This is a genomic window from Hyphomonas sp., from assembly GCF_041398385.1.
In the GTDB taxonomy this organism is placed as follows: domain Bacteria; phylum Pseudomonadota; class Alphaproteobacteria; order Caulobacterales; family Hyphomonadaceae; genus Hyphomonas.
This window is the reverse complement of sequence record NZ_JAWKUW010000003.1, coordinates 210,720-226,517: the sequence shown is the minus strand read 5'-3', so window position 1 is coordinate 226,517 and position 15,798 is coordinate 210,720. Positions and strand designations below refer to the sequence as shown.

Sequence of the window (15,798 nt, the reverse complement as noted above, 5' to 3'; positions counted from 1 at the left end):
TGACGTCACGCCTTGCGGCGGGCGGGCAGGGCGCTACATTCGGTCGATGTAAACACTGTTCACTTCGAAGGGGGATTCCCATGGCCCTGCCGCCCGTGCTCCAGAATTTGCGCCTGCCGGTCATCGGTTCGCCACTGTTCATCATCTCCGGTCCGGAACTGGTCATCGCCCAGTGCAAGGCCGGCATTGTCGGTTCCTTCCCGGCGCTGAACGCGCGGCCCGGCCCGGTGCTGCACGAATGGCTGGACCGGATCACGACCGAACTCGCCGAGCATAATGAGAAGCACCCCGACCGCCCGGCGGCGCCCTTTGCGGTGAACCAGATCGTGCACAAGTCCAACGACCGGCTGCAGCATGACGTCGAGGCCTGCGTGAAGTTCAAGGTGCCGGTGGTGATCACCTCGCTCGGTGCGCGGCAGGATGTGAATGACGCGATTCACTCCTATGGCGGTGTGGTGCTGCATGATGTGATCGATACCTGGTTCGCGAAGAAGGCGCTGGAGAAAGGCGCCGACGGCCTGATCGCGGTGTGCGCGGGCGCGGGTGGCCATGCGGGCAAGCTCTCGCCGATGGCGTTGATCCAGGAAATCCGCGAATTCTTCGACGGGCCGCTCGCCCTGTCCGGCGCCATCGCCAATGGCGGGGCGATTGCGGCGGCGCAGGCCATGGGCGCTGACCTCGCCTATATGGGATCGGCCTTCATCGCCTGCGACGAGGCGAACGCCGTCGAAGGCTACAAGGATGCCATCGTCCAATACGGCGCCGAGGACATCGTCTATTCCAACCTGTTTACGGGCGTACACGGAAATTACCTGAAGCCGTCCATCAAGGCGGCCGGCCTCGACCCCGATAACCTGCCGGAGAGCGACCCCAGCAAGATGAATTTCGGCTCCGGCGGCAATACGGAAAAGAAGGCCTGGAAAGATATCTGGGGCTGCGGCCAGGGCATCGGCGCAGTGAAGAAGCGCGGGCCGGTCGCCGACTATGTCGACCAGCTGGAGCGGGAATACCAGGCCGCGGTCGCCAAGGTGAGCGCCCCGCGCACCTGGGGCAAGGCGCCGGTCGCCGGATAAGGCCGGCCCTACCCGCCGCTCTTTTTTTGCGTTCTGCTTTCGGCGACGAGGGCGTCCCGTTGCTGAACTCATGTATCGCGTCGATGGGGCTGGACGAGCAGGAGCCCGGCTGAAGCTCCGTTTGTCGGATTGAATCGCGCCTATCCCACAGGAACAGGGCCGGTTGCGGCGCAACGCCCCAACAATTGCGACAGAGACCCGGTGTGTACCTGGAATGTGAATCCTGAGGAGATGGGCGTGTGACAGCATTGTTCCATGCTGATCACTTCCTTCTCCCATCTCGACACATCCGGTTGGCGCTGGCCGCATTTCAGCCCGCGGGAGCTGGCCTGCCGGTGCGGCGGCCGCTTCTGCAAGGGCGAATACTGGCACGATGAAGCTTTCCTCGATGCGCTGGAGGCGGTGCGGGCGGAGGTCGGCCTGCCGCTGGTCGTCAATTCCGGTCATCGCTGTGAGCTGTGGAACGCGTATGTCGGCGGCGCCGCCAATTCCCTGCACAAGCAGATTGCGGCGGACATTGCGCTGGCGGGGCATGATCGCCACGCGCTGAAGGCCGCTGCCATGCGGGCTGGCTTCACCGGGTTCGGCCTCGCCACGAATTTCCTTCACCTCGACCGGCGCGCCGTGCCTGCGCAATGGTTCTATGCCGGGAGCGCAAGACATTGGCGGACATAGCAGGACTGGCCGCAAGCGCGGCGGGCGGTGGCCTCTTCGGCCTGGTCGGAACCCTCATCGGCCGCGCGGCGGGTGTCATCGAAGCGCGGCAGGCGCAGGCGCATGAGCGCGCCCGCTGGGCGCATGAAGGGGAGCTGTTGAGGCTGCAGATGCAGGCCCGCACGGCCGAGAGCGAAAGCGAGTTGCGCCTGGCCGAAGCCTCAGGCGCATGGGCCGGCCTTGCGGCTTCGCTCGCGGCGGAGGCGGCAATCGGTGAGAGCTATAAATGGGTGAACGCTGTGCGGGCGCTGACCCGGCCGGCGCTGACTGTGCTGCTCTGGGCGATCACATGCGCCGTGTTTGCAGGCGCCGATGCCGCCGGCCGCGAAGGTATCGTGGAGACCACCACGTTCGCCGCCACCGCCGCCACGCTCTGGTGGTTCGGCGACCGCGGCCCGAAGCGCGAGTCGCGTTGACGCGCACAGGCGGTACAGTCCATCCTCCGGCAAAATTCGCGGAGGAAACAAGGCATGGCCGACTGCATTCTCGTCATCGACGAAGGCACGACCTCGACACGCGCCATCGTGTATGACCGGACCCTCGCGCAGGTCTCCCTCGCGCAGGAGGAAGTGCCGCTGGCCTATCCGGACGATGGCTGGGTCGAGCAGGACGGCGAGGAGATCATCGCCAGGACGCTGGCCGTCTGCCGCGCCGCGCTGCACAAGGCGGGCGGTGTGGACCGGATCGCCGGCATCGGCATCACCAACCAGCGCGAGACGACGCTGGTCTGGGACCGCGCGACGGGCAAGCCCATCGCCCCCGCCATCGTCTGGCAGGACCGGCGCACCGCGGCCCTTTGCGACAAGCTGAAAGCAAATGGCGATGAGCCCGCTGTGCAGGCCGAAACGGGCCTCCTCATCGACCCGTATTTTTCCGGCACCAAGATCGCCTGGATTCTCGACACGGTTCCCGGTGCCCGTGCAAGGGCAGAGGCAGGCGACCTCGCCTTCGGCACGGTGGACTGTTTCCTGATCTGGCACCTCACCGGCGGCAAGGTTCACGCAACCGATGTGACGAATGCCTCGCGCACGCTGCTCTACCGCCTCGGCCTCGGAGAGGAGGGTGGCTGGAGCCAGCGGATGTGCGACCTCTTCCGTGTGCCGATGAACATGCTGCCCGAGGTCAAGCCGAGTTCCGCCGCCTACGGAGACAGCAAGGAGAGCCTGTTCGGCAATAGCCTGCCGATCCTGTCGGCAGCGGGCGACCAGCAGTCCGCGCTCGTCGGGCAGGGCTGCCTTGCGCCGGGCATGGCCAAGATCACCTATGGCACGGGCGCGTTCCTCGTCGCGAATTCCGGCGCGGAGAAGCCGGTCTCGCACAATCGCCTGCTCGGCACGGTCGGCTATGAGGCGGCCGGGCAGGGCGCGCTGGCGCTGGAAGGCTCGATCTTCAATGCCGGCACCATCGTCAAATGGCTGCGCGACGATCTTGGCCTGATCGAGACGGCGGCCGAGAGCGAGGCCATGGCGGCGGGCCTGCCGGGCAATGGCGGGGTCTACATCGTGCCCGCCTTCACCGGCCTCGGCGCGCCGCACTGGAACGCCGACGCGCGCGGCACGATCAGCGGCCTGACGCGGGCGACAACGGCGGCGCACCTCGTGCGCGCGGGCCTCGAATCGGTGGCCTACCAGACCCATGACCTGCTGGAGGCCTTCGCCGCCGACGGCGTCGACATCCGGGAGTTGCGCGTCGATGGCGGCATGGTCGGCAATGACTGGCTGATGCAGTTCCTGGCCGACATCTGCGCCAGGCCCGTCGTGCGGCCCGACTATCAGGAAATGACGGCCCTCGGCGCCGCGGCGCTCGCCGCCATGCAGCTCGGCTGGATCGACCCCGCCGGCTGGCAGGCACGCGACGTCAAAGGCACCCGCTTCGAACCAAAGATGCCCCCCGACGCCCGCGCCACCCTGCTCAAAGGCTGGTCCGCCGCGATGCGCCGCACATTGGCTTGATGTGTATTGTTTTCGGGAAAACTGGTGCCGCGAGAGAGAATTGAACTCTCGGCCTCATCATTACCAATGATGCGCTCTACCACTGAGCTACCGCGGCATTGCAGGTAGGGTCTGCGGCGTTTAGCTTAAGCCACCGAGTATGAAAAGACCGTTTTGCCGCGAATTGCACCTTCCATGACAGACAAGCCGACGCCGGGGCCGCCCCCGAAACCCGATGAGAAGGACGCGAAGGCCGAACGGCTGGCCGCTGCGCTGCGGGCGAACCTGAAACGGCGCAAGGCGGCCGCGCGAAAGCCGGCTGCCCCCGCCGGCAAGGATGAATGACCGAACGCCTCTCGTCCCAGGCCTATCTGATGGCCCCCCACCAGAGGCTGGCGGAGATCGTGGCGGCGGGACCGTTTGCCGAGACGAAGCTGCCTTTCTTCGGCCGGGTGATGCTGGTGACGCGCCATGCGGGCGTGCAGGCGCTGCTGAAGGAGACCGGCCGGTTCGCTGTGGATGCGCGCAATGCCGGGCACAAATCGCCCTTTGCGCTACCGCTCCTTCCGAAATCGCTGAAGATCATGGCCGACAACCTCCTGTCGCTGGACGATCCGGACCATAACCGCCTCCGCCGCCTGACCGACGCGCCGTTCCGGCGGGCCGCCATCGCCCTGCAGCGCCCGGCGATCGCGGCGGCCGCCCATGGGCTGCTGGACGCAATGGAGCGGGACGGGAACTCCGACCTTGTCTCCGGCTTCTGCCGCAAGCTGCCGCTGCGCGTGATCTATGGCCTGCTCGGCTTCCGGCCGGAGACCGAGGCGCGGCTGAACCAGGCGCTCGACAGCCTTGTCAGCACTGAGTCCCCCGTCCGGATGCTGTGGGGCATCCTGCGGCTGGGATCGATCCAGCAGGTGCTGCGCGAAGAGTTCGAAGCGCTGCGCGCCGCCCCGCGCGAGGGGCTTGTCTCCGAGCTCGTCCATGCCGAGGCCGAAGGCCACCGGATGAGCGAGAACGAATTGCTCGCCATGGTGTTCGTCCTGTTCGTGGCGGGGCATGAGACGACGACGCACCTCTTGTCGACCGGCGTCTGGACGCTGCTGACGCAGGATGGCGCCGCCGACGCCGTGCGCGCCATGGATGAAGACGCCCGCCTCGTCGCGGTGGACGAGCTGATGCGCTATTGCTGCCCCGTCCAGATGACCAAGCCGCGCTTCCTGACCGAGGACATGGCGTTTGAGGGCCGCAGCTTCCGGCGGGGCGACAAGCTGTTCGGCTTCCTCGCCTCGGCAAACATGGACCCGGACGAGTTTCCCGATCCACTGAAGCTGGACCTCGCCCGGCGGCCCAACCGGCATGTCGGCTTCGGCACCGGCCCGCACCAATGCCTCGGCCTGCACCTTGCCCGCCTCGAAGGCGAGGTGGCGCTGGATGTCCTGTTCTCCCGCTATCCGGGACTTGCGATAGACGGCGAGCCCATGGCCCTCCGCTGGATCGCCCGCGCCGGCCTGAGGGGGCTGAAGCGCCTGCCGCTGCTCCTTCGTTGAAACCCGCTGAAAATCAACACATTCCGGCCCTCCCAAAACCGCGAAGCACGGTATAAGAGCGCCCCATGGACAGACTCATCATTCAGGGCGGCACGCCGCTCAATGGCCGTATCCCGATTTCCGGCGCGAAGAATTCCGCGCTGAAGCTCATGGTCGCCTGCCTGCTGACAGACCAGCCGGTGACCCTCACCAATATGCCGAGCCTCGCCGATACGCGTTTCCTTGCGCAGCTGCTCGAAACCCTTGGCGTGGAAGTCTACTGGCCGAAGGGCGAGTCGACCTGCCACCTGAACGCCGCGGAGCTGAAAAGCACGATCGCGCCCTATGACCAGGTGCGGAAGATGCGGGCGAGCTTCAATGTGCTGGGCCCGCTGATCGCGCGCTCCGGCCACGCGACCGTCTCGCTGCCCGGCGGCTGTGCCATCGGCGCGCGGCCGGTGGACCTTCACCTGCAGGCGCTGGAAGCCCTCGGCGCGGACCTGAAAGTGGAGCAGGGCTATGTGAAGGCCGCCGCCATCCATGGCCTCAAGGGCGCGCACATCAACTTTGCCATGCCGAGCGTCGGCGCCACCGAACACGCCATGCTGACCGCCACACTGGCCAGCGGCGAAACGGTGCTGGAAAACGCCGCGCGCGAGCCCGAGATTGAAGATCTCGCCGACTGCCTCAACGCCATGGGTGCCCAGATCACCGGCGCCGGCACGGCCGTCATCCGCATCAAGGGGGTCGAGGCCCTGAAAGGCACGACCTATCCCGTCATGCCGGACCGGATCGAGGCGGGCACCTATGCCTTCGCCGCCGCGGCGGCCGGTGGGGACGTCACGCTGGACGGTTGCCCGGTCGAGGCGCTGGGCGCCATGATCGCGAAGCTGCGCGAGGCGGGCGTCACGGTCGACTCCGACGAGGCGGCAAACACGCTGCGCATCCGCCGCAACGGCACGCGCCTCAAATCCGTGAACGTCTCCACCCAGCCGCACCCCGGCTTCCCGACAGACCTGCAGGCCCAGTTCATGGCCCTGATGACGCTGGCCGAGGGCACCAGCGTCATCCGCGAGACCATCTTCGAGAACCGCTTCATGCACGCGCCGGAACTCTCGCGCCTTGGCGCCGACATCCAGGTGCGCGGGCAGGAGGCCATCGTGAAGGGCCGCCCGCACCTCACCGGCGCGCCGGTGATGGCGACGGACCTGCGCGCCTCTGTTTCCCTTGTCATTGCGGGGCTTGCCGCCGAGGGGGAAACCGTGGTGAACCGCATCTATCACCTCGACCGGGGCTTCGAGCGGCTGGAAGCCAAGCTGAACGCCTGCGGCGCGCAGATCGAACGCCGGTCGGGCGAGGACGAGTAGGGACTGACGGGAAGGGGCTGACCATGGCCGACGCAAAACCTCTGCGCCTGCTGGCAGAAGAGGCCGAAGACCTCGAAATCATCTCCGCTGCCGTTCAGGACGCGGTGGTGAAAGCGGAGAACCTTGTCTACGAGGCCCGCAAGCGCCGCTTCTCGCTGGAGATCAACCGCTTCCGCTGGGAAGAGGGCACGGAAAAGCGCCGCGAAGCCGAACGCATCCGCTCGCTGCTGGCCTTCGATGGCGTCATGGGCGTGAAGACCCGCGCGATCACCAAAGCCGACCCGGAACTGATCCTCTCCCTGCTGCAGGTCACCTTCACGCCGGACGCCGAGCCGCCGGGCGGCAAGGTCACGCTGCTCTTCGCCGGCGACGGCGAGATCGTCCTCACCGTCGAGGCTCTCGACGCGACCCTGATGGACAGCGACTATGTCTGGAACACAAGGCACACGCCCAACCACGAGCGCCGGAAGCGTTAGGGCCCTCACCTCCCACGCGTCTTGCGCCGCGCGGGTCCCCCCTCTCCCGCAAGCGGGAGAGGGGTTGTTCTTGAGCCATCGCAGATATGTTCCGGCGGCGCCGGGTCAAACCCCTCTCCCTCGGGGAGAGGAGGGGCCCGCTGCCGCAGGCAGTGGGAGGTGAGGGCTTACCCCACCTTCCGGTGACACACCGCCTGGATCTTGTTCCCGTCCGGATCCCGCACATAGGCCCCGTAATAATTCGGATGGTAATGCGGCCGCGGGCCCGGCGGGCCTTCGTCCGAGCCGCCATTGGCCATCGCGGCGGCGTAGAAGGCGTCCACCGTGGGCCGGTCCTGCGCGATGAAGGCGACGTGGGTGCCGTTGCCGTTTGTGGCCGGCTGGCCGTCGAAAGTCGGCCCCACAAACAGTTTCGGGCCGGTCGCCTCGCCGAAGGCGATGCCGCGGTCATACTCGAACAGGATCGGGTTCCCCAGCGCCTCCATGACGGCGATCCAGAAGGGCCGGGCCGCCTGCCAGTCGTTCGTTCCGAGCGTCGTGTGGCTGTACATGGTCCGGTCCTCCCCGCCCTTGCCGGAGAGAAGGCTATGCCCCTCCGGCAATTTCGCCAAGACCAACCGGCAAAAGCGCCGAATCGCCGCCTTGCCAGCGGCGGACTGACAGGCCATGAAGCGGGGCTTGGAATAACGGGAGCCCCCCATGGCCCGCACCTTTGATGCCACCGCACCGGATTTCGACACCCGGTTCCGCCGCTTCCTCCGGGAACAGCGCGCGACGGGGCATGACGTAGCGGGCATCGTCGCCAAGATCCTCGACGATGTCGACGCACGGGGCGGGGAGGCGGTCGCCTCCTACACGGCCAAGTTCGACGAACTCCAGCTCGACCCGACGACGCTTCAGTCCGACAATGTCGACATGGCCGCCCTCGCCGCCGAATGCCCGGCGGACCTGAAGGAAGCCATCGACTTCGCGCATGACCGGATTGCGGCCTATCACAGCGCCCAGATGCCGGCCGACCATTCGTTCACGGATGACGCCGGCGTGGAACTCGGCTGGCGCTGGACGGCGCTCGACAGCGTCGGCGTCTATGTGCCGGGCGGCCGGGCGAGCTATCCCTCCTCCGTTCTGATGAATGTCGTGCCGGCCAAGATGGCGGGCGTGCAGCGGATCGTCATGGTCGCGCCCGCGCCGAAGGGCGAGATGGCCCCGGCCGTCGCCTATGCGGCCCTGCGCGCGGGGATCGACGAATTCTATCCCATCGGCGGGGCGCAGGCGGTCGGCGCGCTGGCCTTCGGGGCAGGGCGCCTGCAGGCGGTCGACAAGATCGTCGGCCCCGGCAATGCCTTCGTCGCGGAGGCCAAGCGCCAGGTCTTCGGCCGCGTCGGCATCGACACGATTGCCGGCCCGTCGGAAATCCTCGTCATTGCCGACAGCAGCGCCAATCCCGACTGGGTGGCTGCAGACCTGCTGAGCCAGGCCGAGCATGACCCGTCCTCCCAGTCCATCCTGATCACTGTGGATCAGGCTGTGGGCAAGGCTGTGGATAGCGCTGTGGATAAGCAGTTGAAATCGCTCGCCACGGCCGAGCGCGCCTCCCGCTCGTGGAGCGCCCACGGGGCTATCGTCACCGTGCGCGATCTCGACCAGGCGGCGGAAGTTTCCAACATGGTCGCGCCGGAACACGCCGTGCTGTGCGTGGCTGATCCGGATGCGCTGCTGCCGAAGATCCGCCATGCCGGCGCGGTCTTCCTCGGCCACCACACGCCCGAAGCGCTGGGCGACTATGTGACGGGCTCCAACCACGTCCTGCCGACCAGCCGCGCCGCGCGCTTCTCCTCCGGCCTCGGCCTCATGGACTTCCTGAAGCGGATGAGCGTGCAGCGCGCGAGCGCGGAAGGTTTCGCGGCGCTGGCGCCGGCGGCCCTGCGCCTTGCTGAGGCCGAGCGACTGCCGGCCCATGCCCGCTCCATCACCATCCGCACCAATGCCGGAGGCGGCGATGGGGGATAAGAACCGGCTGATCGGCGTCGAGATCGACGACGAAACCCTCGGCGCATCCGGCCCGGATGCCGAGCATGAACGGCGTGTCGCCATCTTCGACCTGATCGAGCAAAACAGCTTCAAGCTGATCGATAAGGATCAGGGGCCCTACATCCTTGCCCTGTCGCAGGCCGAGCGGCGGCTCGTCTTCGCCATCCGCGACGAGGCGGGGAATGAAGTGCACACATTCATCCTCTCGCTCAGCCCGTTCCGGGGCGTGATCCGCGATTACTTCATGATCTGCGACAGCTATTACGAAGCAATCCGTACACAGACACCGCACCAGATCGAGGCCATCGACATGGCCCGGCGCGGCATCCACAATGAAGGATCGGAACTGCTGGCCGAGCGGCTGGAAGGCAAGGTGGAGGTCGACTTCCTCACCGCCCGCCGCCTGTTCACCCTCATCTGCGCCCTTCATGCGGGGCAGGCGCGGGCGGCGGGCTGATCAGGCGCCGAGGGATTTCAAGGCGTTTTCGATCAGGGCGCGCTGGTCCGGATCGGCGAACGGGAACGCCTCCAGGAAAGCCTCGGTACTGATGTTCGGGGCACGCTGGCGGGCAGATTCAACCCAGCGCCGGGCGGGGGCATCATGGCCCGCGATTTTTTGTGCTGCTGCGGCGACCAGCGCGATGTGCGCATGCGCGCCCGGCGCCCGTGCCGCCCGCTCGGCCCACTGGATTGAGTCTTCATGTTTCCCGCGCAGCATGAGGGAAATGCCGCGCGTCGACATCATCGCATAGTGCAGCGGGTCCAGCGGACTGAGCTTCATGGCAAGGCCAAGGTCGGGATCTGCAGTTTCGCTGTTCCCGATCATGGTTTGCGTCAGGCCGCGCAGATAGACGGCCTGGGCATAGTTCGGGTTGAGCTGCACGGCCCGGTCGAGCCAGCTGCTCGAGCCTTCAAGATCCTTCTCGATCCAGTGCGTCCGGCCCATCACGAGATTGCAGAACGGATCCAGCGGATCGTTCGCCATCGCGCGCTCGGCGGCATCCCGCGCGCCTGTGATTTCGGCGGCAATGTCCGGCGTGTAGCGAAGAAAGGCATTCTGGAACCGGGTGAAGGACAGTCCCGCCAGCGCGCGCGCGAAGCCCGGATCCTTGGACAGAGCGTGCGTGAACAGGATGCCGGCCTGTTCATTATCCCGCCGCGTGAAGCGGAACATGTGCGTAAGACCCAGATGATAGGCCGACCAGGCGTCGAGATGTTCCGTCGGCACCAGGCGCGCCTTGCCGGCTTCGTGCAGCGGGATATGAACGTCGAGCTCCGAGACGATGTGCGCGACGATCTGCTCGCGCACTTCATGGATATTGCCGACATCGCCGGCATATCGCTCGCTCCAGATCACGCCGCCGGTGCGCGTGTCGGCCAACTCGACCGAGACAGCCATCCGCGTACCAACAATCTCGATAACGCCCGACAGGCAGTAAGCGACGCCCAGGACCGACCGGATCTGGGCCAGGTCCGGGTCGATCCCGCGAAACCGGAAAGACGAGCCCCGAGCAATCACGAACAGCCAGCGCAGCCGCGACAGGCTGGTGATCAGGTCATGCGGCAGCGCCTCGGCCAGCGGTGCATAGGCGCCCGCAACGCCGACCAGGCGGAAGGGCAGGATGGCAATGGACGGCTTGGTCGCGCCGGCATGCGGTGCATCGGCATCCGGCAGAAGGTCTGACCGGGCGTGTTCGGGCTCCGACACGGTCACCGGAAGCGCCACACGTCGGATCTGCGGCACCACGGCAAAGCGGAAGCCGCGGCCGTGCACGGTGCGGATCAGGCGCTGGGCCTTGCCGTCATCGTCCAGCAGCTGGCGCGCAGACTTGATCCGGCTGGACAGCGCCGCATCGGAAATCGCCCGCCCGTCCCAGATCTTCTCGACAATCTCGTCCTTGCTGACGAGGCGGTCATTGTTCTCTGCCAGCAGCAGGAGCAGCGACAATACCTGCGGCTCGGCGGCGATGCGTTCGCCGCCGCGCCTGAGCTCGAACTTCGCGGAGTCCAGCTCGAAATCCTCGAACAGAAAGATCATCCCCGCCGACCTTAGGCAAAAGCCCGGATTTCTCCAGCATTTCTCCAGATCTCCTCCAAGTTTGCCGGGGCGGGGCGGGGTACACCCTGTTCATCGGCGGCGGGATGGTCCCGCAGCTGCAAGACCCCGAAAGAAAAGGAATACACCCATGCCCCTCGTGAACATTGACGTGATCAAGGACGTTTTCACCCCGGCCCAGAAGCGCGAAATGATTGAGCGCGTGACGGATGCCATGCTGGCCATCGAAGGCGAAGCGATGCGCGGCGTCACCTGGGTCCGCGTCCAGGAATTCGAACAGGGCGACTGGGGGATCGGCGGCAAGACGCTGACGGCCGCGGATGTCCATGCCCTGGCGGCGGCCGGAGCGGTCAAAGAACCGGCCTGACCCCCTCACTCCTCTCCCCGGAACTGGCCGGATGCGGGCGCCACCCCCGCATCCGGCTTTTTCCGTTTCGGGGCGGGTGACTCCCAAAGCTTGCCGGAATCCCTGCAAAAGTATAAGGCGCACCCTATATAAACGGGTGGCGGCGCATCGGCCCGTCCTGATTTGGAGACTGCATGTCGAAGGAAGAACTGATCGAATTTGAAGGCACGGTTGTCGAACTGCTGCCGAACGCGACCTTCCGCGTGAAACTCGAGAACGACCACGAAATCATCGCCCACACGGCGGGCAAGCTGCGCAAGAACCGCATCCGCGTGCTCACCGGCGACAAGGTGATGGTCGAAATGACGCCCTATGACCTGACCAAGGGCCGCATTACCTACCGCTTCCGCTAAGTCCCATGGCGTCCTCCGGGGCCGCGCGGCTCATCCTTGCCAGCGCCAGCCCCCGGCGGCGGGACCTGCTCGCCCAGATCGGCATTGTGCCGGACGCCATCTGCCCCACAGACATCGACGAGACCCGCCGCAAGGATGAGAGCCCCCGGGCCCTCGCCGAACGCCTTGCGCGCGAAAAGGCCGCCGCCTGTCCGGAAGAGGGCTATGTGCTGGCGGCCGACACGGTCGTCGCCCTCGGCCAGCGCAACCTCGAAAAGGCGGCCGACGCAGCCGAGGCCGAAGCCTTCCTGCGCCTCCTGTCCGGCCGGGCGCACCAGTGCATCACCGGCCTCGCCGTCCGCGCCCCCGATGGCCGCGTCAGCGCCCGCACGGTGCTCGCCCGCGTGAAGTTCAAGCGCCTGACCGATCAGGAAATCTCCGCCTACGTCGCCAGCGGCGAATGGCAGGGCAAGGCCGGCGGCTACGGCATCCAGGGCATGGCCGGCGCCTTCATCACCCACATCTCCGGCAGCTACACCGCCATCGTCGGCCTGCCGCTCTACGAGACCAAGGCCCTGCTTGAGGGAATGGGCTGGCGCGGGTGACAGGAATGGCCATGGAAGCTGACATCTGAGGACACGCCACTCAGCGACAGCCATTCTCCGGAAGCGGTCATTTGCATTAGGAGACAGGCTTGGTGCCGCCTCTTCCAGCACGTCTTCAGCAAAAGCGGGAGTCCAGCGCTATTCGTCCCGCGCCTCGAACCGGTACAGGGCGCTATCCTGTCCGGCCACAGGAATGACTAGAAACGCTGCACCCACGCCGCCTTCCGTAGCTTCGACGACGAGTGCGCCGTCCTGCGCCCGGCTCAATCTGACTTTTTTCCATGCCATTCCCGTAACAGCGTTGGTGTGGCTGCCCACAATACCGCTTCGCGCGTCCTGATAGATTTGCCAGCCACCTTCACATTCCGCTTCATTGAGTTCGATAGACCAGGATGTGACCACCTCACTGCCTGCCCGCGCCTCTATCGTCAGCATATCCCCGGACTTGGATAGAACTGTCCTGTCCGCGTTCGCATGTGCGGCGAATGTGAGATCGTCGTTGAGACGCAGGATGTGGCTGAGCAGGATATTCGAACCCGATTTCGGGTCGCTCTGCTTGCCCGCCTCGACGCCAACCTGCTCAAAAGTTCCATCAAGTGCCGGACAGCCTAGCGTTACATCCGGCGACGCCCAGTCTTCGGGATAAGGATCACGCGTCACGCACGCCGCCAATAAAGCAGTGCATGCAATGACAATCATCGCTAGTCGGGCCATCGCTCTCTCACCATCAAACTTCGCAATAGACCGGGCTTCGTCTAGATATCACTCATCCGCTCAACAGCACCATGTCGACGACGCCAATCAACACGTTGGCGACATTGTGTGCGAGGATTGACGGCCAAAGGGACCCTGAGACCAGCCGCAATCCGCCGAGCAAAATGCCAGCAAAGGCGGTGAACGTAAACACGATCAAAAACTCCCGGCCTGAATATTCAAACAGGTGGAGCGCGCCGAAGGGCAGCGCAGCCAGCACAACGGCGAGAAGGGCGGCCCAGCCTGCTTGCGTGTGTCGTCTTAGCGCGCAGAACAGGAGACCCAGCAGGAGGCCACGAAAACCAAGCTCTTCACTGAGCCCCGGCATGGTGGCCTGATAGGCAAAATACTCCACTCCATGGGCTTCAGGCGATAATCCAAGCATGCCTCCCGCAAGTTGGGATGCGCCGACAATTAAAATGACGACCAGCACCATCCAAAAGGGCCAAAGTCCTGTTGGCTCCTTTAGCGCGAGAATTCCTGTGGAGCGACCTATGAGTTTGGCAAAGCCGAAGACGAACAAGGCGCCGAAAATTTGTTGGCCCCAGCCCAATGATAGCGGAGGCGCCAGAACACCCTGAGCGATATCTCCAATGACGACGCCGGCGAAATAAACGAAGAACCCGAGCACGGCCCACACAATGGGCCGTTTGATATCAGTCGACGTATTGCGCCATCCAAGCAATTGCATACGCGCGCCCCCTCTGGTGATGGGCCCAGTGGTGACTTTCGGGAGGGCGCCCGATCATGTCAAGCGGATCTGGGCTATCGCAGTGGCGTCGATCGCTTTGACGGGAACCCAACAGAACTTCCGCTGCCGACTTCGTCTGTTTGGGGCCAGACTTTCCCATTCAATCGTTTCCGGCGCGGCGGCAGGTTTCGGGTGGATCCGCCGTTCGGCGGGGATTGACCGCGCCGCTATCCCCGCGCTCAACCTGTCATCCCGGAAAACGCGAAGCGCTTAGCCGGGACCCAGCCTGCGTTGTGGCGCTTGCAGATCCGGGGCCCGGACATTTGCTGCGCAAATTTCGGGATGACGACTGCGATGGAAAAACTATCCGGCAGGCCGCCAGCAGTGTGCACACTGCCCGCACGATGCACCCAGGCCTCAAACCTTATTTCGATCATGTCTGGCCGCTGTTCTGGCCGTGGCTGATCTGGAACCTTGTCCGTTTCGCCCGCTGGTATGAGCGGACGGGGCAGGAGGCGCTGCTGGCTGTCGACTGTTTCGGCAATATCCGCATCACCATGCTGTGCGATGCTCCGAGGACGGATGATCTGTATGTTTACGATCCGCCAGCACTGGCACGCTGGGCGCGGGCCATACTGGCCTCGTGCTTGCCGGAAGGCCTCCAGGCACCGGACTTCACACTCCGGACCTGTCCGGAGCCTTACCGGAGCCTCACCGTAGGATTTTCCGGAGCCTTGCCGCATGCGCGGGCGCCGCCGCGCGGCACTCCTCTCTCCGCAGATACCTGCGAACGCAGGTATCCATCTCCCTGTGGCGCCTCATGTGCTTTTGGAAATGACGGGAGATGGACCCCTGCTTTCGCAGGGGTCTCCGGAAAATAATCAACAATCGGGAATTCTAACCGGACGGCCCTGCCGCGCCGGGCGAACGTGCTGGCCCTTGAGCCCTAGGCCCGTTCCATCGTGGCGACAGCGGTGAAGCTGAGGCCGGCGACGGCGGCAATCGCGAGCCACAGCGGGTTGATCGTGGCAAGCAGGCCGACCTGCTGGCGGGCATCCGCGATCCCGGTGACGATCGCATCGTCGAACGTGATCCAGTCGCCCACGAGGCTCGGCATCTGGGAGGCGGCGACAATCGCGCCGACCGCGCCGACCCCGGCAATCACCAGTTTCCGCATCAGGGCCCGGCGGCGAATGCCGCGCATCACGTCATCCACGAAGGGCTTGGCGTCGAGCTGGCGATCCTCTGCCGAGAACAGGCTGGCGAGATCCTGATAGGTGTCTTCTTCGCGCATCTCTCTACTCCATCATGCCACTTGGGCATTTTCAAGGTGCTGCCGGAGCGCTTCAACGCCGCGGAGCACATGGGATTTCACAGTACCAAGCGGCCAACCGGTGGCATCGGCCGCTTCGCGGTGGGTGAGGCCGGCGGCGACGCACATCACGACGCATACCCTTTGGGCTTCACTCAGTTTTTCCAGCGCCCGCGTCAGGTCCATTTTGTCGTCCTGGCGGTCTGTCGGGCGCTCGAACGGGATGACTTCCGCCGTCTCGTCGAATTCGATCTCGGGCCGGGTCTTGCGGCGGACCTGGAGGAACTCGCGCCAGCAGATGGTGCAGATCCAGGCGCTGAACGTGCCGCCGGCATAAGTTCCGATCTTTTGCCAGGCGGTCAGGAAGGTCAGCTGGGCGATGTCGTCGCCCGCGGCTTGCGATCCTGTCAGCCGGCGGGCCATGCCACGCACGCGGCCCTGGTGGCGGCGGACGAGTTCGGCGAAAGCCGCCTCGCTGCCGCGTGCAGCATCTGCTGCCAGGTCCGGATCTGTGCGCACGTCCCG

General features: G+C 65.5%; 19 protein-coding genes and 1 tRNA gene. 13 read left to right on the top strand and 7 right to left on the bottom strand.

What is annotated here, in order from left to right; genetic code table 11:
* The first annotated feature begins 80 nt into the window (after positions 1-80).
* The 4 genes from R3C13_RS08145 to glpK all read left to right on the top strand — a co-directional run bounded on the left by R3C13_RS08145 (position 81) and on the right by glpK (position 3,739).
* Positions 81-1,073 (top strand): NAD(P)H-dependent flavin oxidoreductase, encoded by a 993-nt coding sequence (locus R3C13_RS08145; protein ID WP_371310314.1) that lies wholly within the window; start codon positions 81-83, stop codon positions 1,071-1,073.
* A gap of 255 nt (positions 1,074-1,328) precedes the next feature.
* Positions 1,329-1,748, top strand: coding sequence for a D-Ala-D-Ala carboxypeptidase family metallohydrolase (locus R3C13_RS08140; protein WP_371310313.1), 420 nt, complete (start codon positions 1,329-1,331; stop codon positions 1,746-1,748).
* A complete protein-coding gene (locus tag R3C13_RS08135) occupies positions 1,736-2,203 on the top strand; it encodes a hypothetical protein (RefSeq protein WP_371310312.1) in 468 nt (155 codons plus the stop codon). Before R3C13_RS08140 ends, R3C13_RS08135 begins: the two co-directional genes overlap by 13 nt.
* 54 nt (positions 2,204-2,257) lie before the next feature.
* Positions 2,258-3,739 (top strand): glycerol kinase GlpK, encoded by a 1,482-nt coding sequence (gene glpK / locus R3C13_RS08130; protein WP_371310311.1) that lies wholly within the window; start codon positions 2,258-2,260, stop codon positions 3,737-3,739.
* A 22-nt stretch (positions 3,740-3,761) separates the two neighbouring features.
* Here glpK and R3C13_RS08125 read toward each other — a convergent pair.
* A tRNA-Thr gene (locus R3C13_RS08125) sits at positions 3,762-3,836 on the bottom strand.
* A gap of 77 nt (positions 3,837-3,913) precedes the next feature.
* Here R3C13_RS08125 and R3C13_RS08120 point away from each other — a divergent pair.
* The 4 genes from R3C13_RS08120 to R3C13_RS08105 all read left to right on the top strand — a co-directional run bounded on the left by R3C13_RS08120 (position 3,914) and on the right by R3C13_RS08105 (position 7,087).
* On the top strand, positions 3,914-4,063 hold the full coding sequence (locus R3C13_RS08120; protein WP_371310310.1) for a hypothetical protein: 150 nt from the start codon (positions 3,914-3,916) through the stop codon (positions 4,061-4,063).
* On the top strand, positions 4,060-5,265 hold the full coding sequence (locus tag R3C13_RS08115) for a cytochrome P450 (protein WP_371310309.1): 1,206 nt from the start codon (positions 4,060-4,062) through the stop codon (positions 5,263-5,265). Before R3C13_RS08120 ends, R3C13_RS08115 begins: the two co-directional genes overlap by 4 nt.
* A gap of 65 nt (positions 5,266-5,330) precedes the next feature.
* A complete protein-coding gene (gene murA, locus R3C13_RS08110) occupies positions 5,331-6,611 on the top strand; it encodes a UDP-N-acetylglucosamine 1-carboxyvinyltransferase (RefSeq protein WP_371310308.1) in 1,281 nt (426 codons plus the stop codon).
* Between the two features lie 23 nt (positions 6,612-6,634).
* Complete coding sequence (locus tag R3C13_RS08105; protein ID WP_371310307.1) at positions 6,635-7,087, top strand: DUF2948 family protein; 453 nt, start codon at positions 6,635-6,637, stop codon at positions 7,085-7,087.
* A gap of 167 nt (positions 7,088-7,254) precedes the next feature.
* On the opposite strand, the gene R3C13_RS08100 is transcribed toward R3C13_RS08105, so the two are convergent.
* Entirely contained in the window at positions 7,255-7,638 is a 384-nt protein-coding gene (locus R3C13_RS08100) for a VOC family protein (RefSeq protein WP_371310306.1), read from the bottom strand.
* Between the two features lie 148 nt (positions 7,639-7,786).
* Between R3C13_RS08100 and hisD the strand changes: the two genes are divergently transcribed.
* Together hisD and R3C13_RS08090 are read left to right on the top strand one after the other, a co-directional pair.
* A complete protein-coding gene (hisD, locus tag R3C13_RS08095) occupies positions 7,787-9,097 on the top strand; it encodes a histidinol dehydrogenase (RefSeq protein ID WP_371310305.1) in 1,311 nt (436 codons plus the stop codon).
* Complete coding sequence (locus tag R3C13_RS08090; RefSeq protein WP_371310304.1) at positions 9,087-9,575, top strand: UPF0262 family protein; 489 nt, start codon at positions 9,087-9,089, stop codon at positions 9,573-9,575. Before hisD ends, R3C13_RS08090 begins: the two co-directional genes overlap by 11 nt.
* Here the strand turns inward: R3C13_RS08090 and R3C13_RS08085 are convergent, their stop codons facing one another.
* Positions 9,576-11,156: a winged helix-turn-helix domain-containing tetratricopeptide repeat protein gene (locus R3C13_RS08085; protein ID WP_371310303.1), complete on the bottom strand. Its 1,581-nt coding sequence runs from the start codon at positions 11,154-11,156 to the stop codon at positions 9,576-9,578.
* 148 nt (positions 11,157-11,304) lie between these two features.
* On the opposite strand from R3C13_RS08085, the gene R3C13_RS08080 reads away from it, so the two are divergent.
* The 3 genes from R3C13_RS08080 to R3C13_RS08070 all read left to right on the top strand — a co-directional run bounded on the left by R3C13_RS08080 (position 11,305) and on the right by R3C13_RS08070 (position 12,517).
* The gene (locus R3C13_RS08080) at positions 11,305-11,541 is read left to right on the top strand and encodes a 4-oxalocrotonate tautomerase family protein (protein ID WP_371310302.1); all 237 of its coding nucleotides are present in this window, start codon (positions 11,305-11,307) and stop codon (positions 11,539-11,541) included.
* Between the two features lie 173 nt (positions 11,542-11,714).
* On the top strand, positions 11,715-11,933 hold the full coding sequence (gene infA, locus R3C13_RS08075) for a translation initiation factor IF-1 (protein ID WP_371310301.1): 219 nt from the start codon (positions 11,715-11,717) through the stop codon (positions 11,931-11,933).
* A gap of 5 nt (positions 11,934-11,938) precedes the next feature.
* A complete protein-coding gene (locus R3C13_RS08070) occupies positions 11,939-12,517 on the top strand; it encodes a nucleoside triphosphate pyrophosphatase (RefSeq protein WP_371310300.1) in 579 nt (192 codons plus the stop codon).
* Positions 12,518-12,655: 138 nt separating this feature from the next.
* Here the strand turns inward: R3C13_RS08070 and R3C13_RS08065 are convergent, their stop codons facing one another.
* The 4 genes from R3C13_RS08065 to R3C13_RS08050 form a co-directional block, all read right to left on the bottom strand.
* The gene (locus R3C13_RS08065; RefSeq protein WP_371310299.1) at positions 12,656-13,231 is read right to left on the bottom strand and encodes a hypothetical protein; all 576 of its coding nucleotides are present in this window, start codon (positions 13,229-13,231) and stop codon (positions 12,656-12,658) included.
* 52 nt (positions 13,232-13,283) lie between these two features.
* On the bottom strand, positions 13,284-13,961 hold the full coding sequence (locus R3C13_RS08060) for a type II CAAX prenyl endopeptidase Rce1 family protein (RefSeq protein WP_371310298.1): 678 nt from the start codon (positions 13,959-13,961) through the stop codon (positions 13,284-13,286).
* A gap of 946 nt (positions 13,962-14,907) precedes the next feature.
* Positions 14,908-15,255, bottom strand: a complete 348-nt coding sequence (locus R3C13_RS08055; RefSeq protein WP_371310297.1) for a hypothetical protein — start codon at positions 15,253-15,255, stop codon at positions 14,908-14,910.
* Positions 15,256-15,267: 12 nt separating this feature from the next.
* Entirely contained in the window at positions 15,268-15,792 is a 525-nt protein-coding gene (locus tag R3C13_RS08050) for an RNA polymerase sigma factor (RefSeq protein ID WP_371310296.1), read from the bottom strand.
* Positions 15,793-15,798: the final 6 nt, after the last annotated feature.